The 22,356-nt window shown below is 71.7% G+C and carries 20 protein-coding genes and 1 tRNA gene; 5 read left to right on the top strand and 16 right to left on the bottom strand.

Annotated features, from left to right (window positions below):
* Window positions 1-69: 69 nt before the first annotated feature.
* The 4 genes from rpoB to FXF60_RS10900 all read right to left on the bottom strand — a co-directional run bounded on the left by rpoB (window position 70) and on the right by FXF60_RS10900 (window position 5,788).
* Window positions 70-3,543, bottom strand: a complete 3,474-nt coding sequence (gene rpoB / locus FXF60_RS10915) for a DNA-directed RNA polymerase subunit beta (protein WP_151526037.1) — start codon at window positions 3,541-3,543, stop codon at window positions 70-72.
* 406 nt (window positions 3,544-3,949) lie between these two features.
* Window positions 3,950-4,345: a 50S ribosomal protein L7/L12 gene (gene rplL, locus FXF60_RS10910; RefSeq protein ID WP_151525998.1), complete on the bottom strand. Its 396-nt coding sequence runs from the start codon at window positions 4,343-4,345 to the stop codon at window positions 3,950-3,952.
* A gap of 78 nt (window positions 4,346-4,423) precedes the next feature.
* Entirely contained in the window at window positions 4,424-5,068 is a 645-nt protein-coding gene (gene rplJ, locus FXF60_RS10905) for a 50S ribosomal protein L10 (protein ID WP_151525997.1), read from the bottom strand.
* 261 nt (window positions 5,069-5,329) lie between these two features.
* Window positions 5,330-5,788, bottom strand: a complete 459-nt coding sequence (locus FXF60_RS10900) for a hypothetical protein (RefSeq protein ID WP_151525996.1) — start codon at window positions 5,786-5,788, stop codon at window positions 5,330-5,332.
* 31 nt (window positions 5,789-5,819) lie between these two features.
* Between FXF60_RS10900 and FXF60_RS10895 the strand changes: the two genes are divergently transcribed.
* Entirely contained in the window at window positions 5,820-7,136 is a 1,317-nt protein-coding gene (locus FXF60_RS10895; protein ID WP_151525995.1) for an MFS transporter, read from the top strand.
* Window positions 7,137-7,269: 133 nt separating this feature from the next.
* Here FXF60_RS10895 and FXF60_RS10890 read toward each other — a convergent pair whose 3' ends face one another.
* From FXF60_RS10890 to FXF60_RS10865, 6 genes are all read right to left on the bottom strand, one after another.
* A complete protein-coding gene (locus FXF60_RS10890) occupies window positions 7,270-8,295 on the bottom strand; it encodes a hypothetical protein (RefSeq protein ID WP_151525994.1) in 1,026 nt (341 codons plus the stop codon).
* A 272-nt stretch (window positions 8,296-8,567) separates the two neighbouring features.
* Window positions 8,568-9,284, bottom strand: a complete 717-nt coding sequence (rplA, locus tag FXF60_RS10885; RefSeq protein WP_151525993.1) for a 50S ribosomal protein L1 — start codon at window positions 9,282-9,284, stop codon at window positions 8,568-8,570.
* A 91-nt stretch (window positions 9,285-9,375) separates the two neighbouring features.
* Window positions 9,376-9,804: a 50S ribosomal protein L11 gene (rplK, locus tag FXF60_RS10880; RefSeq protein ID WP_151525992.1), complete on the bottom strand. Its 429-nt coding sequence runs from the start codon at window positions 9,802-9,804 to the stop codon at window positions 9,376-9,378.
* Between the two features lie 105 nt (window positions 9,805-9,909).
* On the bottom strand, window positions 9,910-10,725 hold the full coding sequence (gene nusG / locus FXF60_RS10875; protein ID WP_151525991.1) for a transcription termination/antitermination protein NusG: 816 nt from the start codon (window positions 10,723-10,725) through the stop codon (window positions 9,910-9,912).
* Window positions 10,726-10,786: 61 nt separating this feature from the next.
* Window positions 10,787-11,032, bottom strand: a complete 246-nt coding sequence (secE, locus tag FXF60_RS16840) for a preprotein translocase subunit SecE (RefSeq protein ID WP_238335813.1) — start codon at window positions 11,030-11,032, stop codon at window positions 10,787-10,789.
* 59 nt (window positions 11,033-11,091) lie between these two features.
* Window positions 11,092-11,164: transfer RNA gene (locus FXF60_RS10865), tRNA-Trp, on the bottom strand.
* 152 nt (window positions 11,165-11,316) lie between these two features.
* Between FXF60_RS10865 and FXF60_RS10860 the strand changes: the two genes are divergently transcribed.
* Window positions 11,317-12,543: a pyridoxal phosphate-dependent aminotransferase gene (locus FXF60_RS10860; protein WP_238335820.1), complete on the top strand. Its 1,227-nt coding sequence runs from the start codon at window positions 11,317-11,319 to the stop codon at window positions 12,541-12,543.
* Window positions 12,544-12,673: 130 nt separating this feature from the next.
* On the opposite strand, the gene argG is transcribed toward FXF60_RS10860, so the two are convergent.
* Window positions 12,674-14,170: an argininosuccinate synthase gene (gene argG / locus FXF60_RS10855; RefSeq protein WP_151525989.1), complete on the bottom strand. Its 1,497-nt coding sequence runs from the start codon at window positions 14,168-14,170 to the stop codon at window positions 12,674-12,676.
* A gap of 91 nt (window positions 14,171-14,261) precedes the next feature.
* On the opposite strand from argG, the gene FXF60_RS10850 reads away from it, so the two are divergent.
* Window positions 14,262-15,575, top strand: a complete 1,314-nt coding sequence (locus tag FXF60_RS10850) for an FUSC family protein (protein WP_151525988.1) — start codon at window positions 14,262-14,264, stop codon at window positions 15,573-15,575.
* On the opposite strand, the gene FXF60_RS16555 is transcribed toward FXF60_RS10850, so the two are convergent.
* From FXF60_RS16555 to FXF60_RS10830, 4 genes are read right to left on the bottom strand one after another with little or no spacing between them, the layout of a single operon-like run.
* Window positions 15,559-16,269, bottom strand: coding sequence for an ABC transporter permease (locus FXF60_RS16555; protein ID WP_192796703.1), 711 nt, complete (start codon window positions 16,267-16,269; stop codon window positions 15,559-15,561). The two genes, FXF60_RS10850 and FXF60_RS16555, sit on opposite strands and share 17 nt — an antisense overlap.
* Window positions 16,266-17,189, bottom strand: coding sequence for an ABC transporter ATP-binding protein (locus tag FXF60_RS10840; protein ID WP_151525987.1), 924 nt, complete (start codon window positions 17,187-17,189; stop codon window positions 16,266-16,268). Before FXF60_RS10840 ends, FXF60_RS16555 begins: the two co-directional genes overlap by 4 nt.
* Entirely contained in the window at window positions 17,189-18,076 is an 888-nt protein-coding gene (locus tag FXF60_RS10835; protein ID WP_151525986.1) for a hypothetical protein, read from the bottom strand. The genes FXF60_RS10840 and FXF60_RS10835 overlap by 1 nt, the downstream gene beginning before the upstream one ends.
* Entirely contained in the window at window positions 18,073-19,035 is a 963-nt protein-coding gene (locus FXF60_RS10830; RefSeq protein ID WP_151525985.1) for an ABC transporter ATP-binding protein, read from the bottom strand. The genes FXF60_RS10835 and FXF60_RS10830 overlap by 4 nt, the downstream gene beginning before the upstream one ends.
* Window positions 19,036-19,102: 67 nt before the next feature.
* On the opposite strand from FXF60_RS10830, the gene FXF60_RS10825 reads away from it, so the two are divergent.
* Entirely contained in the window at window positions 19,103-20,146 is a 1,044-nt protein-coding gene (locus FXF60_RS10825; protein WP_151525984.1) for an adenosine deaminase, read from the top strand.
* On the opposite strand, the gene FXF60_RS10820 is transcribed toward FXF60_RS10825, so the two are convergent.
* Window positions 20,147-20,560 carry a hypothetical protein gene (locus FXF60_RS10820; protein ID WP_151525983.1) on the bottom strand — a complete coding sequence of 138 codons (414 nt, stop codon included), beginning with the start codon at window positions 20,558-20,560 and terminating at the stop codon, window positions 20,147-20,149.
* Between the two features lie 65 nt (window positions 20,561-20,625).
* On the opposite strand from FXF60_RS10820, the gene FXF60_RS10815 reads away from it, so the two are divergent.
* A complete protein-coding gene (locus tag FXF60_RS10815) occupies window positions 20,626-22,347 on the top strand; it encodes an alpha/beta hydrolase (protein WP_151525982.1) in 1,722 nt (573 codons plus the stop codon).
* Window positions 22,348-22,356: the final 9 nt, after the last annotated feature.

Here is a 22,356-nt window from a genome sequence, read left to right as displayed (position 1 = left end):
GTTAGATCTAGATGTGCGGTGGAGGGTGCGCCGGGTCGGCGCGTGCAGCGCCGACCCGGGGCGCAGACCTCAGACTTCTTCGACCGAGCTGGGCTCGCGCCGGCTCAGGTCGATGCCGAGCTCCTCGGCGGCGCGGAACACCTCGGTGTCCGACTCCCGCAGGTCGATCTGGCTGCCGTCGGAGGACAGGACCTCGACGTTCAGGCAGAGCGACTGCATCTCCTTGATGAGCACCTTGAAGGACTCGGGGATGCCAGGCTCCGGCACGTTGTCGCCCTTGACGATCGACTCGTAGACCTTGACCCGGCCGGTGACGTCGTCGGACTTGATGGTGAGCAGCTCCTGCAGCGCGTAGGCGGCGCCGTACGCCTCCAGGGCCCAGACCTCCATCTCACCGAACCGCTGACCGCCGAACTGGGCCTTACCGCCCAGCGGCTGCTGGGTGATCATCGAGTACGGACCGGTGCTGCGCGCGTGGATCTTGTCGTCCACGAGGTGGTGCAGCTTGAGGACGTACATGTAGCCCACCGAGATCTCGTCCGGGAAGGGCTCGCCCGAGCGACCGTCGAACAGCTTGGTCTTGCCGCTGGAGTCGATCAGCCGCTGCCCGTCGCGGGTGGGCGTCGTCGAGTCGAGCAGACCGGCGATCTCCTCCTCGCGGGCACCGTCGAAGACGGGGCTGGCCACCCGGGTGCGCGCCTCGGCGCTGCGGGCGTCCTGCGGGATGAGCTCGGCCCACTCGGGCTCGCCCTCGATCGCCCAGCCCTGCGCCGCGGCCCAGCCGAGGTGCAGCTCGAGGATCTGACCGATGTTCATCCGGCCCGGGACACCCAGCGGGTTGAGCACGACGTCGACCGGCGTGCCGTCCTCCAGGAAGGGCATGTCCTCCACCGGGAGGATCTTGGAGATGACGCCCTTGTTGCCGTGCCGGCCGGCGAGCTTGTCCCCGTCGGTGATCTTCCGCTTGTTCGCGACGTAGACGCGCACCAGCTGGTTGACACCCGGGGGCAGCTCGTCGCCCTCCTCGCGGTCGAACACCTTGACACCGATGACGGTGCCGGTCTCGCCGTGCGGGACCTTCATCGAGGTGTCCCGCACCTCACGGGCCTTCTCGCCGAAGATCGCGCGCAGCAGGCGCTCCTCCGGGGTCAGCTCGGTCTCGCCCTTGGGCGTCACCTTGCCGACCAGCAGGTCGCCGTCGCGGACCTCCGCGCCGATCCGGATGATGCCGCGCTCGTCGAGGTCGGCGAGCACGTCGTCGGAGACGTTCGGGATGTCCCGGGTGATCTCCTCCGGCCCGAGCTTGGTGTCGCGGGCGTCGATCTCGTGCTCCTCGATGTGGATCGAGGAGAGGACGTCGTCCTGGACCAGCCGCTGGGACAGGATGATGGCGTCCTCGTAGTTGTAGCCCTCCCAGGGCATGAACGCCACGAGCAGGTTGCGACCCAGGGCCATCTCGCCGCCGTCGGTCGCGGGACCGTCGGCGATGAGCTGCCCGGCGTCGACGTGGTCACCCACGTCCACCCGGACCTGCTGGTTGTAGCAGTTGCCCTGGTTAGACCGGGTGAACTTGTTGATCTTGTAGGACTGGTAGGTCCCGTCGTCGTTCGCGACCGTGACCAGGTCCGCGGACACCTCCTGGACGGCGCCGGCCTTGGCGGCCCGGACGACGTCGCCGGAGTCGAGCGCCGCACGGTGCTCCATCCCGGTGCCGACGAGCGGTGCCTCGGCGCGGACCAGCGGCACGGCCTGCCGCTGCATGTTGGCGCCCATCAGCGCACGGTTGGCGTCGTCGTGCTCGAGGAAGGGGATCATCGCGGTCGCCGCGGACACCATCTGGCGCGCGGAGACGTCCATGTAGTCCACCTCGGACGCGGGCACGTCGACGGCCTCGCCCTCGCGCGCCCGGACCAGAACGCGCTCGTCGAGGAAGGTGCCGTCGTCGTCCAGCTGCGCGTTGGCCTGGGCGATGACGAAGCGGTCCTCCTCACCGGCCGACAGGTAGTCGACGACATCGGTGACCTTGCCGTTCTTGACCCGGCGGTACGGCGTCTCGACGAACCCGAACGGGTTGATCCGGCCGTAGGACGCCAGCGAGCCGATGAGGCCGATGTTCGGCCCCTCGGGGGTCTCGATCGGGCACATCCGGCCGTAGTGGCTGGGGTGCACGTCGCGCACCTCCATGCCGGCGCGGTCACGGGACAGACCACCCGGGCCCAGCGCGGACAGACGACGCTTGTGCGTCAGCCCGGAGAGCGGGTTGTTCTGGTCCATGAACTGGCTCAGCTGGCTGGTGCCGAAGAACTCCTTGATGGAGGCCACGACGGGGCGGATGTTGATCAGCGTCTGCGGCGTGATCGCCTCGACGTCCTGGGTGGTCATCCGCTCGCGCACGACGCGCTCCATCCGGGACAGCCCGGTGCGCACCTGGTTCTGGATGAGCTCGCCGACGCTGCGCAGGCGACGGTTGCCGAAGTGGTCGATGTCGTCGACCTCGGCGGGGACGTCGCCGGTGGGGCTGGAGACGGTCTCCTCGCCGGCGTGGAGCGCGACGAGGTACTTGATCGTCGCGACGACGTCGTCGGTGCCGAGCACCGACTCCGACAGCGGCGCCTGCAGACCCAGCTTCTTGTTGATCTTGTACCGCCCGACCTTGGCCAGGTCGTACCGCTTGGGGTTGAAGTAGAGGTTGTTGAGCAGGGCCTCGGCCGCGTCGCGGGTCGGGGGCTCGCCCGGCCGCAGCTTGCGGTAGATGTCCAGCAGCGCCTCGTCCTGGTCGGTGGTGTGGTCCTTCTCCAGGGTGAGCCGGATCGACTCGTAGTCGCCGAACTCCTCGAGGATCTGGTCCGTCGTCCAGCCCAGCGCCTTGAGCAGGACGGTGACGCTCTGCTTGCGCTTGCGGTCGACCCGCACCCCGACCTGGTCCCGCTTGTCGATCTCGAACTCGAGCCAGGCCCCACGGCTGGGGATGACCTTCGCCGAGTAGATGTCCTTGTCGGACGTCTTGTCCAGGCTGCGCTCGAAGTACACGCCCGGGCTGCGGACCAGCTGGGAGACGACGACCCGCTCGGTGCCGTTGACGATGAAGGTGCCGCGCGGCGTCATCAGCGGGAAGTCGCCCATGAAGACGGTCTGGCTCTTGATCTCACCGGTGGAGTTGTTGATGAACTCCGCGGTGACGAAGAGCGGGGCGGAGTAGGTCATGTCCTTCTCCTGGCACTCCTCCACGGAGTACTTCTGCTCCTCGAACCGGTGGTCGCGGAAGCTGAGCGACATGGAGCCGGAGAAGTCCTCGATCGGCGAGATCTCCTCGAAGATCTCCTCCAGACCAGAGGTGTTGGGGATGTCGTCCCGGCCCTCGGCCTGGGCGTCGGCGACCCGCGCCTGCCAGGCCTCGTTGCCGAGCAGCCAGTCGAAGCTCTCGGTCTGGAGGGCGAGAAGATCGGGAACCTCGAGGGGCTCCCGGATCTTCGCAAAGCTCAGCCGGCCGGAGGGCGTCTGAGCGGTGGACACAGTCTTCTTCGCAGTGCGCGAGGCAGCCAAGGATGGTCCTTCCACGGGCCTAAGTGTGTGCGGCGGTCAGGCGTCGCCCGTCCTGCTCGCGGATGCAGCGCAAAGCGATGGTGCCTGGCGCATCGGCGGACCGGCCGGCGCACGCACCGATCTCTTCGGCGGGATCGAGGGCAGGTGTAGGGCAGCGCAAAGTACTACTCTACACGCCGCCGCCCCCATCGTCCAACTCGGCGGCCGAGGCTCGTCCAGCATCGATGGTGCGCCCTCGACGCCCCTTTCGTCAAGCACCGCACGCGTCACACGCGTGTCACGGCACCTCGGGGAGCACTCCCCGAGACGCACCGCGGGCGGGGCCGACGCACCAGTGGTGCGCGACCCCGCCCGCGACGGAGTGGAGCGGCCGGGACCCACGGCATACCCGTGGATCCCGCCGGGCTCACTTGAGCGTGACGGTGGCGCCAGCGCCCTCGAGCTGCTCCTTGGCCTTCTCGGCGGCCTCCTTGTCGACCTTCTCCAGGACCGGCTTCGGCGCACCGTCGACCAGGTCCTTGGCCTCCTTCAGGCCGAGGGAGGTCAGCGCGCGGACCTCCTTGATGACCTGGATCTTCTTGTCGCCGGCGGCCTCGAGGACGACGTCGAACTCGTCCTGCTCCTCGGCCGCGCCGGCCTCGCCACCGCCGCCGGCGGCGGGGGCTCCGGCGGCCGCGACGGCGACCGGGGCCGCCGCGGTGACCTCGAAGGTCTCCTCGAAGGCCTTGACGAACTCGGACAGCTCGATGAGGGTCATCTCCTTGAACTGGTCAAGGAGCTCCTCGGTGCTCAGCTTCGCCATGATGGGCGTTCCTTCCTGTTGTATGCCGTGAGTGGCGTTGGTGAATGCGCTGGGACGTGCGGCCGGGCGGCCCCACGCTCAGCTCTCGTCGCCACCCTCGGCGACGTCGGTGGTCGCCTCGGCGTCTGCCGCGGCGGGGGTGTCGGCGGTGTCGGCCGACGGGGCCTCGTCGGCAGCCGCCGACGTCGACCCGGAGAGCGGACCGCCCTGCTCCTCGACCTTGGCCCGCAGCCCCTCGACGACCCGAGCGGTCGACGACAGCGGAGCGGCGAACAGGCCGGCGGCCTTGGACAGGTTGCCCTTCATGGCACCCGCCAGCTTGGCCAGCAGGACCTCGCGGGACTCGAGGTCCGCGAGCTTGGTGATCTCGGCGGGGGTCAACGGCTTGCCGTCGAGCACCCCACCCTTGATGACCAGGGCCGGGTTGGCCTTGGCGAAGTCACGCAGACCCTTGGCCGCCTCGACCGGGTCACCGGTCACGAAGGCGATGGCCGTGGGGCCCTGCAGGTGCTCGTCGAGGCCGTCGATGCCGGCCTCGGCAGCAGCACGCCTGGTCAGCGTGTTCTTCACCACGGCGTAGGTGGCGTGCTCGCGCATGGAGGACCGCAGCTCGGTGATCTGGCTCACCCGCAGCCCGCGGTACTCCGTCAGCACGGCCCCACCGGAGCTGCGGAACTTCTCCGTCAGCTCGGCGATGGCAGCAACCTTCTCGGGCGTCGCCATACTGGCCTCCTTCACGTCGTGGTGCCGGCTACCCCCGGGCCCGGCACGACGAGAGCCCCGGCGCAGGCGCACCGGGGCTCGAAGGATCTGGGACGACTCACGCCGACCAGGTCTGGCTCGGATCACCTGCGCTGGCGCCCCGACGATGGTCGGAACCTTCGGCCGACGCCTCCGCGGTGCTCGCGCACCCCGGGCACGCCGACAACCGGCGGTCTTGGGTATGCCCCGATGCTACGGCATACCCCGGAGGTCACCCAAATCTCACGCCCCCTGGTCCGGTCGCGCCTCGTGGCCGGGCCGGCCGTCGGTGCGCTCCTCCTCCTTCATCCGCGCCTCGTGCAGGTGCCGTCTCCCCTGCGCGAGCTGCTGCCGCGCCCGTTCCTCCCAGGTCCGGAACCGGCTCCAGTAGCCGTCGTCGTACTCCTCGACGAGCTGGAAGGTCCACCTCCCCTGCAGCACGTTGCGCCCGAGCAGGTCCTCGCGGAGCTGGTCGGCGAGCTGCTCGTGGCCGGCCCGGTGCAGCTGGTCGATCGCCTCGCCCAGGGCCAGGTCGGCGCTCCCGGTGAGGCGGTGGAAGCCGTAGAGCAGACCCCGGGCGTGCTCCACCGTCTCCAGCGCCTCGCTCAGCTTGCCCAGGGCCTGCACGGTCGCGTCGTCCACCCCGGGCGGGGGCTGGTGCTCGGGGGCAGGCTGGTCCTGGCGCGCGTCGGGTGGCTGCATGTCTCGGCAGCCTAGGGGCGAGGATGGGGGTATGCCCGACGAGCCTGCCCCGCAGCGCATCTACCACCGCCTCGTGGAGCCGGACGCCGCGGCCGAGCGGGAGCTGGGAGGCCCGGAGCGGGTCGCCTCCGGCGGGCTCCGGCTGATCACGGCGGGAGCGCTGCAGAGCATCGGGGACCAGGTCGTCAATGCCAAGACCGTCCTGCCGTGGCTGCTCTCCGTGGTCGGCACCCCCGTCGCCCTGGTCGGCCTGCTGGTGCCCATCCGCGAGTCGGGCTCCATGCTGCCGCAGGCCGCCCTGACCCCGTGGGTGATGGCGCACCCGCGGCGCACGCGGGTATGGGTCGTTGGAGCGCTCGGTCAGGGGGTGGCGACGCTCGTGCTGGCGGCGGCTGCGCTCCTGCTCGAGGGAGTCCTGGCGGGAGTGGTCGTGCTGCTGGCCCTCGCGGCGTTCGCGCTGGCCCGCTGCCTGTGCTCGATGGCGGCCAAGGACGTGCAGGGGCGGACGCTGCCCAAGGGACAGCGCGGCCAGGTGACAGGTGCGGCGACGGCCGTCTCCGGGGTCGCTGCGCTCGGCATCGGCCTGGCGCTCGCGGTGCACGGACCGGACGTCCGGCCACCGGTGCTGGCCGCGCTGCTGGTCGGGGCGGCCACGATGTGGGGGTTTGCGGCCGTGGTCTACGCCGGGGTGCCCGAGCGTCCGCAGCCGCCGGCGCCCGAGCGCGGACCCTGGTGGTCCGAGACGCTCGCTCTGCTGCGCCAGGACCGGGACTTCCGGACCTTCGTCCTGGCCCGGGCGCTGCTGCTGGTCTCGGCGCTGTCACCACCGTTCCTGGTGACGCTCGCGGCGCGGGGCGGATCCGGCGACGGCGCGGCCGGCCTGCTCACCGGGCTCGGCGCCTTCGTCGTCGCGCAGGGGCTCGCCTCGGTCATCGGTGGCCGGATCGTCGGTCGGTGGGCCGACCGCTCCAGCCGACGGGTCATGTCCGTGGGGTCGCTGGTGGCCTCGGCCGTGGTGCTCGCGGTCGTCGTCGCGGTGGCCGCCCTGCCTGAGGGCTCCCCCGCGCTCACGTGGTCCCTGGTGACGGCATACCTGCTGATCAGCGTGGTCCACGTCGGTGTGCGGGTGGCCCGCAAGACCTATGTCGTCGACGTCGCGGAGGGTGATGAGCGGACCCGCTACGTGGCGGTGTCCAACACGGCGATGGGCGTGCTGCTGCTGCTCACCGGGGCCGTGAGCGCCGCCCTGGCGACGCTCGGGGCCGTGGCTGCCCTGCTCTTCCTCGCGGCACTGGGGCTGCTCGGTGCCGTGGTCTCGCGGCGGCTCCCCGAGGTCTCGCGCGGCTGAGCCGTCAGCAGGGGAACGACGCCGCCCCGGAGAGCCGACCACCCGCCCACCCCCCGACCGACCTGGGCAAGGTCATGCACCGGAGACGTCGTCGAGAGCCGTGCACGCGGTGCACAACCCTGCCCAGGCGCCCTCACCCCGCCCGCCGCGCCTCCGCACGGGCGATGGCGGCGAGGATGCGCTGACGGACCAGGTGCGGGCGCGCCAGATCGGCCCACCGGATGCGGACGACCTCGTAGCCGAGCGCGCGCAGTCGATCCTCACGGTCCTTCTCGGACAGCAGGTCGTCCAGCCCTGTGTACTTCCCGGAGCCGTCGAACTCCAGGAGCACCGGCCACCGGTCGAGCTTGAGGTCGGCATACCCGACGAGCACGTCACCGTCGCGCACGGCGAACTGCGGCGTGCACGGCCCCAGGCCGAGGAGCTGGACGAGCCACCTGCTCCGGCTCTCCCCCGCCGACTCGCTCCGCGCGTCTGCGGCCTCGACGACCTGGACCACGGAGGGCTGCCCGCGGCCGAAGCCCCTGCTCAGGGCATCGTCGATGTCGCGCTGGACCGCCGCCTGCGCCGACCCGCGCGTCACGATCGCGCGCCGGACGACCTCCGCGCCCTGACCCGCTGCCGCGGCATCGGCGAGCGCCGCGTCGTGGAGCACCCCGTCCAGGCAGACCACCCCGGCCGCCGGCCCGGACGTCGCGGCGACCTGCAGCGCGGCCAGGGCCGGGCGCACCACCAGCAGCCCGTCCTGCTCGGTGACCCAGGTCGGCGGCACCGGCGCGTGGACCCAGACGGCCCCCTCCCGTCGACCGCGCTGCCCGTCCAGGCGCGAGAGGTGGATGTCCTCGCCCCCGCCCTCGTAGGGGAGCCTCCACGCGGCGAGCGAGCTCTGGTGGCTCAACGCGTGGACCCGAGGATGTGCACCGTGCCGAGGGTGGGCCAGGCTGAACCCCACGGCGCGGGCACGCAGGGCACGTCGCTCCCACCGGGTGGTGGCTCGCAGGGCGCTGGCCAGCACCACGGCGTCCCGGCGGACGCGCACCACCACCTCGGTGCGGACCAGCCGCTCCACGGTCCGTCGGGAACAGCCCGCCCGGAGCAGCTGGCCGACGGCCCCCGCGCCGTCCTGGGCCTCGAGCAGCGCCACGACGTCCTGGTCCATGGGCCGAGTCTTGCTCTCCTGGGTCCTGCCTCGCTGAGGTTGTCCACAGCCTCGACCGACGGGTGGCCGACGTGAGGGTGCGCCTCCTGTCCCGCAGCACGACCTGGGCAAGGTTGTGCACCTGATGCGCCGTCGAGAGGCTCGCCTGCCGTGCGCAACCTTGCCCAGGTCGGGTGGCCCCGGGGGGACGACGGCTGAGCCGACGCCGGATGGAACGACGACGCCCCCGGAGAGCCGAGGCTCCCCGGGGGCGTCGCGACGTCAGCGGCCGGTCACTCGGCGGTGGCGGTCTCCAGGACGCTGCCGACACGGGCCGGGTCCATCGGGATGCCCGGACCCATCGTGGTCGACATCGTGGCCTTGGTGACGTAGCGGCCCTTGGAGCTGGCCGGCTTCAGCCGCAGGATCTCCTCGATCGCCGCCGCGTAGTTCGCCGCCAGGGTCGCCTCGTCGAAGGACGCCTTGCCGATGATGAAGTGGAGGTTGCTGTGCTTGTCCACCCGGAACTCGATCTTGCCGCCCTTGATGTCCGAGACGGCCTTGCCGGTGTCCATCGTGACGGTGCCGGTCTTGGGGTTCGGCATCAGGCCACGGGGGCCGAGCACCTTGCCCAGCCGGCCGACCTTGCCCATGAGGTCCGGGGTGGCGACGACAGCGTCGAAGTCGGTCCATCCGCCGGACACCTTCTCGATCATGTCGTCCGAGCCGACGTGGTCGGCCCCGGCGTCCAGGGCGGCCTGCGCCTTGTCGCCGTTGGCGAAGACGAGGACGCGGGCGGTCTTGCCGGTGCCGCCGGGCAGGTTGACCGTGCCACGGACCAGCTGGTCCGCCTTGCGCGGGTCGACGCCCAGCCGCAGGGCGACCTCGATGGTCGCGTCGTACTTCGTGGTGGACGTCTCCTTGGCCAGACGGATCGCCTCACGAGGGGTGTAGAACGAGCCCTCGGTGAGCTTCTCCGCTGCGGCGCGGTATGCCTTGCTGCGCTTCATGTGTCACTCCTTGGTGGTGATGGTGGAGCTGTGGTCGGACGGGCCAGCGCAGGCCCTGCCACAGGTGTCCCGGCCCGCGGGCCGGGAGGTCTCAGGCGGTGGTGATGCCCATCGAGCGGGCGGTGCCCGCGATGATGCGCTTGGCCATGTCGAGGTCGTGGGCGTTCAGGTCCGCCATCTTCATCTCGGCGATCTCGGTGAGCTGCGCATCGGTCAGCGTGCCGACCTTGGTCTTGTGCGGCTCGCCGGAACCCTTGCCGACGCCGGCGGCCTTCTTGATGAGCTCGGCGGCCGGCGGGGTCTTGGTGATGAAGGTGAACGAGCGGTCCTCGTAGACCGTGATCTCGACCGGGATGACATTGCCACGCTGGGACTCCGTCGCGGCGTTGTACGCCTTGACGAACTCCATGATGTTGACGCCGTGCTGACCCAGGGCGGGGCCGACGGGCGGGGCCGGGGTGGCGGCGCCGGCCTGGATCTGCAGCTTGATGAAGCCTGCGACCTTCTTCTTGGGGGGCATGTGCTCTCCTTGGTTCTGGGCCTACGCCATGGGCGATGACCCGGTTGCAGTGCCGGGACGGTGCCCCGGCGTGGGCGGACCGGACCGAGCGGTCCGGTCGGGTTCCTACAGCTTGGCGACCTGGTTGAAGCCCAGCTCGACAGGGGTCTCGCGGCCGAAGATGGAGACCAGGACCTTGAGCTTGTTGCTCTCGGGCAGGATCTCGGAGATGGTCGCGGGAAGGGTCTCGAACGGCCCCTCCATGACGGTCACCGACTCGCCGACCTCGAAGTCGACCTGCGGCTGGGCAGGGCGACCGCTGCCGAGGTCGGCACCATCGGTCGAGGACTCCCCGGACGCGGCCGCGGCGGCCGGGCTGGGGGTGTCGAAGACGGGCGCCAGCATCGAGACGACCTCGTCGATGGACAGCGGCACCGGCTGGTGCGCGTTGCCGACGAAGCCGGTCACGCCCGGCGTGTGCCGCACCGCACCCCAGGACTCGTCGGTGAGCTCCATCCGGACCAGCACGTAGCCGGGCATCCGCACCCGGCGGACCTGCTTGCGCTGACCGTTCTTGATCTCGGTCACCTCTTCCATGGGGACCTCCACCTCGAAGATGTAGTCCTCCATGTTGAGGCTCGTGATGCGGGTCTCCAGGTTGTGCTTGACCCGGTTCTCGTAGCCGGCGTAGGAGTGGACGACGAACCAGTCGCCGAACTTGCCGCGCAGCACGGAGGTGAACTCCTCCAGCGGGTCGACGGCCTCCTCGGCCTCCTCGGCCGGGGCGTCCTCGGTGCTCACCTGCTCGTCCTCGCCGTAGACGGCCTCCTCGGCGGGGTCGGCAGCGGGCTCGCCGTCGTGCCGCTCGGCGGCCTCCACGTCGGCGGCGCCGACGGACTGCTCAGCCGTGACCTCGTCGTAGTCAGGGGTCTGCTCGGACATGCCCTACTTCCTCAATGTCGTGTGTGCAGCACCGGGTCGGTGCCGCTGCCGAAACTGGCGGTCAGGCCCCGAAGACGAGGCCGACCAGCCACTGGAACAGCTGGTCCAGGCCGAAGACGAACGCCATCATCACGAGCACGAAGACGAAGACGACGATCGTGTAGGTGATGAGCTCGTTGCGCGTCGGCTGGACGACCTTGCGCAGCTCGGCCATGACCTGCTCGACGAAGGTCGCCGGGCGCCCCGACTGGCCGGGGCCAGCCTGGCTGCGAGCGACACCGTCGGTGTCGCGGGCGGGGTTCGCCACGGGTCGCCTTCCTGTTGCAGGTCTGGTGGTCGCGGCGGGCAGGCTGCCCGCCGGTCACGCAGGGCAAGAGGGACTCGAACCCCCAACCGCCGGTTTTGGAGACCGGTGCTCTACCAATTGAGCTATTGCCCTTCGAAGGCGGTCGCGGCGTCGGCTGCTGTTGGGAGGCAGGCTGGCGCACGGTGCGAACACCCGAAGGGTCAGTCTACGTGACGGCCGACAGGTTGGGCAAAGACGCCCGTGCCCGGACGGGGCCTGACGCCGCGTGAAGCGACGATGACATGATGGTCCCCGTGAGCGAGCAGACCCGCATCAGTGCCCGCATCGGCTCCATCGCCGAGTCCGCCACCCTGGCGGTCGACGCCAAGGCCAAGGCCCTCAAGGCCGAGGGGCGGCCGGTGATCGGCTTCGGGGCCGGTGAACCCGACTTCCCGACCCCGGACTACGTCGTGCAGGCCGCCGTCGAGGCCTGCGGCAACCCGGTGAACCACCGCTACTCCCCCGCAGGCGGTCTCCCGGACCTCAAGGCGGCGATCGTCGCCAAGACGCATCGCGACTCGGGGTATGCCATCGAGCCGGCGGACGTCCTGGTGACCAACGGCGGCAAGCAGGCGGTCTACAACACCTTCGCCGCCCTGCTGGACCCGGGCGACGAGGTGATCCTGCCCGCGCCGTACTGGACGACCTACCCGGAGGCGATCCGGCTCGCCGGCGGGACCCCGGTCGAGGTCTTCGCCGGCGCGGACACCGAGCACGGGGCATACCTCGTCACGGTGGACCAGCTCGAGGCCGCCCGCACCGAGCGGACCAAGGCGCTGCTCTTCTGCTCCCCGTCCAACCCCACGGGGGCCGTCTACCCGCCCGAGCAGGTCGAGGCGATCGGCCGGTGGGCGCTGGAGCACGGCATCTGGGTGGTCACCGACGAGATCTACGAGCACCTGCTCTACGACGGGGCGAAGGCGCCCTCGATGCCGGTCGTAGTGCCCGAGCTGGCCGACACCTGTGTGGTGCTGAACGGCGTCGCCAAGACCTACGCGATGACCGGGTGGCGGGTCGGCTGGATGGTCGGGCCGAAGGACCTGATCAAGGCCGCGACCAACCTGCAGAGCCACGCGACCTCCAACGTCGCCAACGTGTCGCAGCGGGCCGCGATCGCCGCGCTGGAGGGCTCCCTGGATGCGGTCGAGGAGATGAAGGTCGCCTTCGACCGGCGTCGCCGGCGGATCGTCGAGATGCTCGGCGCCATCGACGGCGTCCGGTGCCCGGTGCCGCAGGGCGCGTTCTACGCCTACCCCTCGGTCGAGGGGGTGCTCGGCCGGACCATCCGTGGCCGGACCCCGCAGACCTCGGTCGAGCTCGCCGCGCTCATCCTGGACGAGGTCGAGGTCGCGGTCGTCCCGGGCGAGGCCTTCGGGCCCAGCGGCTACCTGCGGCTCTCGTATGCCCTGGGTGACGACGACCTTAAGGAGGGCGTCGGTCGGATCCAGGCGCTGCTGGCCGAGGCCCGCTGACACGCTCCTCGACGCGGTCGCTCACGCAGACCGTGCGGCCGGTCGACGCAGACCGTGCGGCCGGTCGGCCCAAACCGTGCGGCCGGTCGACGCAGACCGTGCGGCCGGTCGACGCAGACCGTGCGGCCGGTCAGTCGGTGCCGAACTCCATCGCCGCCCAGTCCAGCGACTCCTCCTCGTCCTCGGTGGGGCCGACGCCGCCGGCGATGCGGTCCGCGCCGCCCGGCGTGAGCTCGCCCACGAGCGAGGTCGTCGCGAGGCCCAGGCGCGCGTGCTCCGCCGCGGCACCGTCGGCACCGGCAGCCAGACCCTGCGCCTCGGCGGCCGCGCCGACGCCCAGCAGGCCCATCGCGACGTACTGCTCCAGCCGGGACCGGGAGTCGGCGATGTCCAGGTTGCGCATCGTCAGCTGGCCGATCCGGTCGGTCGGGCCGAAGGCGGCGTTGGTCACCCGCTCCATGGACAGCTTGTCCGGGTGGTAGCTGAACGCCGGGCCGTCGGTCGCCACGATCGTGTAGTCCTCGCCGCGCCGCAGCCGCAGGGTCACCTCCCCGGTGACCGCCGAGGCCACCCAGCGCTGCAGCGACTCGCGGATCATCAGCGCCTGCGGGTCCAGCCAGCGCCCCTCGTACATCAGCCGACCCAGGGCCCGGCCCTGGGTGTGGTAGGCCGCGATGACGTCCTCGTTGTGGATCGCGTTGACCAGCCGCTCGTAGCCGATGTGCAGCAGAGCCATCCCCGGCGCCTCGTAGATGCCGCGCGACTTGGCCTCGATGATGCGGTTCTCGATCTCGTCCGCCATGCCCAGACCGTGGCGCCCGCCGATGGCGTTGGCCTCCATCACCAGCGCCACCGCATCGCCACCGAAGTCGTCGCCGTTGATCGCGACCGGGCGACCGTCCCGGTAGGACACGGTGACGTCCTCGACCTCGATCGGCACCTCCGGGTCCCAGAAGCGCGTCCCCATGATCGGCTCGACGATCTCCATGCCGACGTCGAGGTGCTCGAGCTTCTTCGCCTCGTGGGTCGCGCCCCAGATGTTGGCGTCGGTGGAGTATGCCTTCTCCTTGCTCGCGCGGTAGGGCAGGTCGCGCTCGGCCAGCCACTGGCTCATCTCGTCGCGCCCGCCGAGCTCGGAGACGAAGGCCTCGTCCAGCCACGGCTTGTAGATCCGCAGCTGGGGGTTGGCGAGCAGGCCGTAGCGGTAGAACCGCTCGATGTCGTTGCCCTTGTAGGTGGACCCGTCGCCCCAGATGTGGACGTCGTCCTCCTTCATCGCCCGGATGAGCATGGTGCCGGTGACGGCACGGCCCAGCGGCGTCGTGTTGAAGTAGGTGCGGCCGCCGGAGCGGATGTGGAAGGCGCCGCAGGCGAGCGCGACGAGGCCCTCCTCGACCAGCTCGGGGCGGCAGTCGACGAGCCGCGCCAGCTCGGCGCCGTACTCCTCCGCACGCCCCGGGACACCGTCGATGTCCGTCTCGTCGTACTGCCCGATGTGTGCCGTGTAGGTGCAGGGCACGGCGCCCTTCTCTCGCATCCACGCCACCGCGACGGAGGTGTCGAGGCCGCCCGAGAAGGCGATGCCGACGCGTTCACCGACAGGGATGCTGGTCAAGACCTTGGACATGATGACGAGTGTATGCGCTACCTTGCATAGATATGCAATCCGCAGGTCAGCGAGGCCTTTGCCCGGTGACGGTGCCGTGGTGAGATAGGGCATGACCACTCGCGGCCCGCAGGCCGTCCGGGACTGGGCCACCCAGGCCGGGCGTGCCCTGCTCGTCGGGTGGCGGCCGGACACGGTCAACCTGGTGCGGATGACCACCGCCGCGGTCCTGGCCTACGTCATCACCCGGGCGGTCACGGTCGGCCCCATCGACCTGACCTGCTCGCTGACCGCCATCCTCGTCACCCAGGCCAGCGCGACCGGGTCGCTGCGGATGGGCATGGTGCGCGTCGGCGCGGTGCTGACCGGCATCGGCGTGGCCCTGGTGGTCTCGATCTGGGTGGGCCTGACCTGGTGGTCCCTGGCCGTGGTCGTCTTCGCCTCCCTGCTCCTGGGCAGCCTCTTCCGCCTCGGTCCGCAGGCGCTGGAGACGCCGATCAGCGGGATGCTCATCCTCGGCGCCTCGCTGCAGAACACCGCCGCGGAGACGAGGGTGCTGACCACGCTCATCGGGGCAGGGGTGGGGATCGCCCTGCCGCTGCTCTGGCCCCCGGCCATCCCGGTGGGCCGCGCCGCGTCGTCCGTGCGGGACGTGGCCCGGCGCCTCGCCGAGGTCTTCAGCTCCTCGGCGACGGCCATCGACGAGGCGCCGGTCACGGCCGGGTCGGTGGCCGAGCACCTGCGCGCGGCGCGCGACGTCGAGGACGACCTGGGCCGGGCCGGCGAGCTCGTGGGTCAGGTCGGTGAGATGTGGCAGTGGAACACCCGGACCATCGGGCGCGCCGACGTCAGCCCGTTGCTGCGCTCCGGGCTGGACTCGCTGCAGGACTGCGCCGCGGCGACCCGGGCGCTCTTCGTCGCCCTGGGCCACGAGGTGCCTGACGAGCGTGGTGCCGGGCCGCAGGAGTTCTCCGACGAGGTGCGCGCGGCGGTCGCCGTCGTGCTCCGGGACGTCGGCTCCTGCATCGACTCCTTCGGGCAGCTGGTCGAGGCGGAGGTGTCCGGGGACCCGGAGCAGCGCCAGGCGTTGTTGGACGACAGCGTCGAGCTGCTCCGCGAGACCCGGGCGATCCTCACCGAGCTCATGCTGATGGAGTCCAGCAGGGACGACGGGTCCGACCAGTGGCTGCTGCGCGGCTCGATCCTGCGTGCGGTGGACCGGATCCTGCAGGTGCTCGACGCCCAGGCCCGCGCCGCGGCGCACGCCCGCTGGCGCACGGAGCAGGGTGCCCGCCCGCTCCCCGGCCCCACGATGTCGCAGGAGTTCGCGCCGCTGGACCGGGCCGTGCTGGCGTCCCTGCGTCGGGCCCGTGGTCGCCCGCGGCGCCCGGGACCCCGAGGGACAGGACCTACTCGTCGCCCCTGAGCTGGAAGCGGGTCAGCCGCCATCCCGCGGCCGCCACCCCGACCAGGAGCAGCACCGCGGAGGCGATGACGGCATACGTCAGCCCCATGTCCGCGACAGCGAGGTCCACGTCGGCGGCGGACTCGCCGAGCCGCTCGGCCACCGCCCGGACCGACACGAACCGGAAGCCGCCGAGGAACCGGCCGAGCAGCTGCTCGATGACCAGGACGTAGATCAGACCGGCGATCATGCCGTGCCGGGTCGCGGCGGCCAGCGCGGTGAACAGGGCGCAGTAGAGCACCGCTCCCCCACCGCCGGTGACCACCGCCACCACGGACCACCGGTCCGACAGTCCCCCGGCCAGGCTCGCCCCGAGCAGTCCGCCGATCGAGAGCAGCGCGGCGGAGCCGGCGGCGACGGCGAACTTGGACGCCGCCACGACGTACCGGCTCACCGGCGTCGAGAGCAGGTAGACCACCGAACCGTCGTCGATCTCCGGCCCCAGCACGCCGTTGGCGGCGAGCAGCGCCACCAGCGGCACCACCATCGCCAGGCCGACCTCGACGATCACCATGGTGGCGCTCACCGGCTCGCCGGTCACCGCCCGCAGCAGCGCCGCGAGACCGATCAGCAGGACGGGCAGGGCCAGCAGGATGACGCCGCGCCAGCCGCCGACGATGGCGCGCAGGGCGAGTCGCATGATCGTGAGGTTCATGACTGCACCAGGTAGGTGAACACCGACTCCAGGCTCTCGTCCGAGGGTGCGATCTCCCGCACCGTGATGCCGGCCCGGCGCGCCAGGACCGGCAGGGCATGGGTGAACTCACCGGTGTCGGTCACCTCGACGGTGATCGCGTCCCCGGTGCCGACCCGCCCCAGCGCGACGCTGCGGACGCCCGGCCGGGCCATCAGCGCCGCCGCGAGCGCCCGGTCGTCGGTGGACCGGACGAGGTAGTGGCTCGGCCGGTCCGTCATCAGCCGCCGGATGGCTCCGAAGTCCCCGCTCGCGGCGTGCCGCCCCGCGACGACGACCTCGATCTGGCGGGCGATCTGCTCGACCTCCTCCAGGATGTGGCTGGAGAAGAGCACGGTGCGGCCGGCCTCCCCCATCCGGGTCAGCAGGTCCATCAGGTGCATCCGCTGTCGGGGGTCGACGCCGTTGAAGGGCTCGTCCAGCAGCAGCACCTGCGGCTCGTGGACGAGGGCCGAGGCCAGCTTGGCGCGTTGCCGCATCCCCTTGGAGTAGGTGCTGATCGCGCGGTCCGCGGCGTCGGTCAGGTCGACCTCGGCGAGCGCCCGGGCGGTGGCGGCGCGGGTGTCGCGCAGCCGGTGCAGCTCGGCGCTGGCCTGCACGAACTGGCGCCCGGTGAGATAGGCGAAGCTCACCTCCCGCTCCGGGACCAGCCCCAGGTCCCGGTATGCCGTGACGTTGCGCCAGACCCGTTGCTCGCCCAGGCGGACCTCGCCGGAGGAGGGGGCCAGGAATCCCGCCATCATGGCGATCAGGGTGGACTTGCCGGCGCCGTTGGGGCCGAGCAGGCCGGTGACGCCCGGGCCGATCGTCATGGTGACGTCGTTGACGGCGACCACGTTGCCGTACCAGCGCGAGACGTCGGTCAGGGTCAGGTCGGTCATCACGCCCCCTTGCTGCGGTAGCGACGGATGAGCAGGAGCAGACCCACGGCCATCAGCGCGAGCGCGGTCGAGACGAGGAGCCACCCGGTGGCCACCGACTCCGGCGCGCTGGTGATCTGCGCGTCCGTGCCCCCCAGCACCGCGGTGACGGCGTCGACGAGCGCGAAGGGCGACAGCAGCGAGACCCAGTGCGCGGCGGTGTCCATGCCCTCGAAGAAGAGCGTCTCCTTCAGCGCCACGGTGACCCCCAGCCCGACCAGCAGCACCATGATCGTGCCGGCGATCGCCAGGCCCCGCCGCAGCGTCCAGGACGAGACCAGCGCGGCCACCGTCGCCACCAGCAGCGCGAGGACGACCGCCCCGGCCAGCGCCCAGGCGACGCGGGGCAGCTCCTCGGTGAAGGACGCACCGGCGGAGAGCCCACCGATGAAGAGCACCAGCAGCGGGGTGAGCACGAAGGCGAGGATGGCCAGCACGAGCGAGGCCCATCGGATGAGCGCGAAGGCGCTCGCCCCCAGCGGTCGGGCGAGGTAGAGGCTGATCACGCCGGAGCGCAGGTCCCGGCTGAACAGCACCGGCGCCTGCGCCGCCACGAACAGCACGACCAGGAACGAGCTGCCCGCGTTGTAGCTCGCGTAGTTGAGCAGCCCGGCGTCCAGCCCGATGAAGCTCATGATCCCCACCATGACGACCGCGGGGACCATGGTCATGCCGAGCAGGACGAAGGGCAGGATCTTGGCCTTGCCCGAGCGTCCGAAGCCGAAGACCGCGAGCACCCCCGAGGCGAGCAGCGACCCGGCGATGCCGGCGCTGCTCATCCGGGCACCGGCATACCGGCGGTAGCCGATGTCGTGGATCACCCCGGTGCGTTCGGCCGGTGCGCTCATGCCGGCACCTCCTCGCGGAAGACGTCCTCGAGCCGGCCGGTCTGCGCCTGCACCCGCACCAGGCCGACCCCGAGGTCCGCCGCGGTGTCGCGCACGACGTCGCGCAGCTGGTCGTGCGCCCGCGTGGCCGCCTCGCCGTCGGCGTCGTCGGGCAGCGTCACCGGGTCGATCTCGATGAGGCTGCCGCGCGGCCGGGAGACCAGGCCCCGGGCGGCCAGGGCCTCCCCCATCCGCTGCTGCGCGTCGGCCGCACCGATCACCTCGACCAGCACCACCCCGGTGTCGGCGAGGAAGGCCTGCGTCTCCTCCGAGCGCAGCAGCCGACCGGCGTCCAGGACGATCACGTGGTCGCTGACCCGCTCCAGCTCGCCGAGCAGGTGCGAGGTGACCAGGACCGGTATGCCGAAGTCGTGGCCGATCCGCTGGACCAGCGCCAGCATGTCGTCCCGGGCCGCCGGGTCCAGGCCGTTGGTGGGCTCGTCCAGCAGCACCAGCTGCGGGTCGTGGACGAGGGCCTGGGCCAGCTTGGCGCGCTGCTTCATGCCGGTGGAGTAGCCACCCATCAGGCGGTAGCGCTCCTCGGCCAGCCCCACGTGACGGAGCACGTCGGCGGCCCGCTCGCGCGCCGCGGCGGCCGGCAGCCCGGAGACCCTCCCCATGTGCACGACGAAGTCGATGCAGCGCATGTCCGGCGGCAGGCAGTCGTGCTCGGGCATGTAGCCCACCGCCCGTCGGATCGCCTCACCACCCGCGGTGATGTCGTGACCCAGCACGCTCCCGCTGCCGGAGGTCGGTGCCAGCAGGCCGAGCAGGAGCTTGATCAGCGTCGACTTGCCCGCACCGTTGGCACCGACCAGGCCGGTCACCCCGTCGGCGACGTCGACGGTGAGATCGGCCAGCGCCGGAGGCGCGCCGGAGCCGTAGCGCTTGGTCAGCCCTCGGGTCTGGATCACGGTCACAGGGCCGACTGTAGTGAGACGGTGCCGCCTCTCCCCAGGGGGATAACCCCCTGGTTAGGCTGGGTGGATGCCCGAGGGGACCCGCTCGCTGCTCGCGCTGCCCAAGGCCCACCTGCACCTGCACTTCACCGGCTCGATGCGGATCGAGACGGTCCGGGACCTGGCCGCCAAGCACCACCTGCGGCTGCCCCACGCCCTGACGACGCGGTGGCCGCCGGAGCTGTCCGGACGGGACGAGCGGGGGTGGTTCCGCTTCCAGCGGCTCTACGACGCCGCCCGCGCCGTCGTCCGGGACGAGGAGGACATGCGCCGCATCGTCCGGGAGGCCGCGGAGGACGACGCGGCCGAGGGGTCGCGCTGGCTCGAGATCCAGGTGGACCCGACGTCCTACGCCCCGTTCCTCGGGGGCCTGACACCGGCCCTGGAGATCGTGCTGGACGAGGCCCGCGCCGCCAGCGAGGCCACCGGCACCCAGGTCGCGGTCGTGGTCGCCGCCTCCCGGATGAAGCACCCGCTGGATGCCCGGGCCCTGGCCCGGCTGGCCGCCAGGCACGCCGGGGAGGGGGCCGGGGCGGTCGTCGGCTTCGGGCTCTCCAACGACGAACGCCGCGGCTGGACCGGCGACTTCGAGCCCGCCTTCCGGATCGCCGCGAAGGCCGGGCTGGCCAGCGTGCCGCACGCCGGCGAGCTGCTCGGCGCCGACCACGTCCAGGTCGCCCTGGACCACCTGCTCCCCGACCGGCTGGGTCACGGCATCCGCGCGGTGGAGGACGAGGCGGTGCTGGGGCGCGTCGTGGACGAGCAGGTGACCCTCGAGGTATGCCCCGGGAGCAACGTCGCGCTCGGCGTCTACCCGTCCCTGGCCGCGGTGCCGCTGCCGCGGCTGCTGGAGGTGGGCGCGAGGGTGGCACTGGGCGCCGACGACCCGTTGCTGTTCGGCAACCGGCTGGCCGACCAGTACGTCTCCGCCCGGGTCGACCACAGGTTGGACGACGCCGCCCTGGCCCACCTGGCGCGCAGCTCGATCGAGGGATCGACCGCACCGGCCGAGGTCAAGCGCGCCCTGCTGGGCGACGTCGACGGCTGGCTGCACGCCGTGCCGACCGGCTGACTACCCGGTCGAGAGCCGGGCATACCCCTCGGGCTCCTCGGTGCCGAGCGGCTGGGTGAGCGAGAAGGTGCCCCGCTCCCCCTGGTCCGGGTCGAAGGTGCCCACGCCGTAGTAGGTGGTGTCGGTCCACCGCACCTCCCCCTCGGTCTGCACCTCGACGTCGTCCCAGGAGAAGGCCCCGGCCAGCTCCGGGCCGGTGCACTGCGGTGGGTAGGACTCGGCGATGGGGCCGACGCAGAACTCGACCGGGGCGTCCGCGGAGGACTGCATGACGATCCCGGAGGCGAAGACCTCCTCACCTCCTCCGTCCGGCGAGCTCGACGGATCGGCGCCACCGGAGCCGTTCGTGTCGGTGCCGCAGGCGGCGAGCGCCAGGGCGGAGGCGACGAGCAGGGACAGCTGGACTGCGCGCATACCGTCATCGTCGCGCACGCCGGGGCGGGCCGCCCGCCGGGGGTGCCCGGTCCTAGATTGGGGGCGTGGACGCCGCCCCGACCGTGCTGCTCTATCCCCGCACGGTGCGCCCGGGTCGCGAGTGGCTCTTCGGCCGGGTGTCCCAGCTCGGCTTCACCCTCGGGCTGGTCATGCTGTGGGTCGCCCTCAGCCCGAGCCTGCTGCCGCGGACGTGGTGGATGACCACGGTCGGTGTCGGCTTCAGCATCGCCTACGGCTACCTGGTGGGCTCGCTCCTCGGGCGGGTGAGCGGGCTGCTCGCCCGGCTGATCGGCCTGCAGGTCCGGGTGAGCCCGCGGGCCGAGCGGGTGCTGACCGTGGCCTGGGACGTGCTGCTGGTCGGGGTCAGCGGGGTCGTGTGGTGGTGGAGCGTGCGCCAGCAGGCCAGCAACGCCGACCTCGTGGGGCTCGACACCGGTGGCAACGCCGGGATGGCCGTGGGGGTGGCGGGAGGTCTGGGGCTCGGTGTGCTGCTGGTCCTGGGCGTGCGGCTGGTGGGCTCGCTGTGGAAGCAGCTGGCACGGCTGGGCCGACGGTGGCTGCCGGGGGTGGTGGCCTCCACCGTCGCGGCGGTGCTGCTGCTCGTCGGCATCGTCTGGGTGAGCGAGGGGCTGGTCTACCGGCAGGCGGTCAACGCGGCGCTGGGGTCGGCCGCCCGGCTCAACGCCGAGACGCCGCAGGGGCGGGTGGCGCCCAGCCAGGCCGAGCGGTCGGGCAGCCCGCAGTCCACCCAGGCCTGGGCCGACCTGGGGCGGGACGGGCAGGCGATGGTCGCCGACGGTCCGCGGGCGGCGGACATCGCGCGGGTGACGGGGGCGCAGGCGCGTGAGCCGATCCGGCTGTATGCCGGGAAGCAGGACAACGACACGATCGAGGCGGCGGTGGCCGCGGTGATGAGGGAGATCGACCGCACCGCCGCCCTCGACCGCTCCGTGGTGCACGTCATCACCTCCACCGGGACCGGCTACGTGCAGGAGTGGTCGGTCGCGTCGCTGGAGTACCTCACCGGTGGGGACGTCGCCACCGTGTCCATGCAGTACTCCTTCTTCTCCTCCGCCCTGGCCTACGCCACGGACCGGGACTCTCCTCCCGAGGCGGGACGTGCGCTGTTCGAGGCGGTCGAGGCGCGGGTCGAGGCGCTGCCGGAGGGCCGGCGGCCGCGGGTCGTGGTGAGTGGGGAGTCCCTCGGGTCCTATGGCGGCCAGGGGGCCTTCTCCTCGGCGCAGGACATGCTCGACCGGGTGGACGGCGCGCTGTGGTCCGGCACCCCGTCGTTCACCCCGGTGTGGAGCGAGCTGACCGCGGGTCGTCAGCCGGGCTCACCGCAGATCGCCCCGGTGGTCGACAACGGGCGGCACGTGCGCTTCGTCACCCGCCCCGCGGAGCTGGGTCAGGACTTCTACGGCGGCCCCTACGTCGCCTGGGAGGAGCCGCGGGTGGTGTATGCCCAGCACGCCTCGGACCCCATCGTCTGGTGGGACCCGACCCTGCTGTGGCACGAGCCGGACTGGATGCGCGAGCGCGCCGGGCGCGACGTGCCGGCCGCCCTCACCTGGCAGCCCTGGGTGTCCTTCTGGCAGATCGGGATGGACATGCCGCTCTCGGTGTCGACGCCCGGCGGCCACGGGCACCACTACTTCCGCGAGATGGTGCCCTACTGGGCCGCCGTCCTCGGGCAGGACGACCTCCCGGCGTCCTACCTCGAGGCCGTCGCCGACGCCGTGGCCGCGGGGGTCCGCGAACGCTGAGTCGAGCCC

It is taken from the genome of Serinicoccus kebangsaanensis (assembly GCF_008919445.1).
GTDB classification, from domain to species: domain Bacteria; phylum Actinomycetota; class Actinomycetes; order Actinomycetales; family Dermatophilaceae; genus Ornithinicoccus; species Ornithinicoccus kebangsaanensis.
The sequence above is the reverse complement of the archived record's forward strand: the minus strand, read 5'-3'. Positions and strand labels throughout refer to the sequence as shown.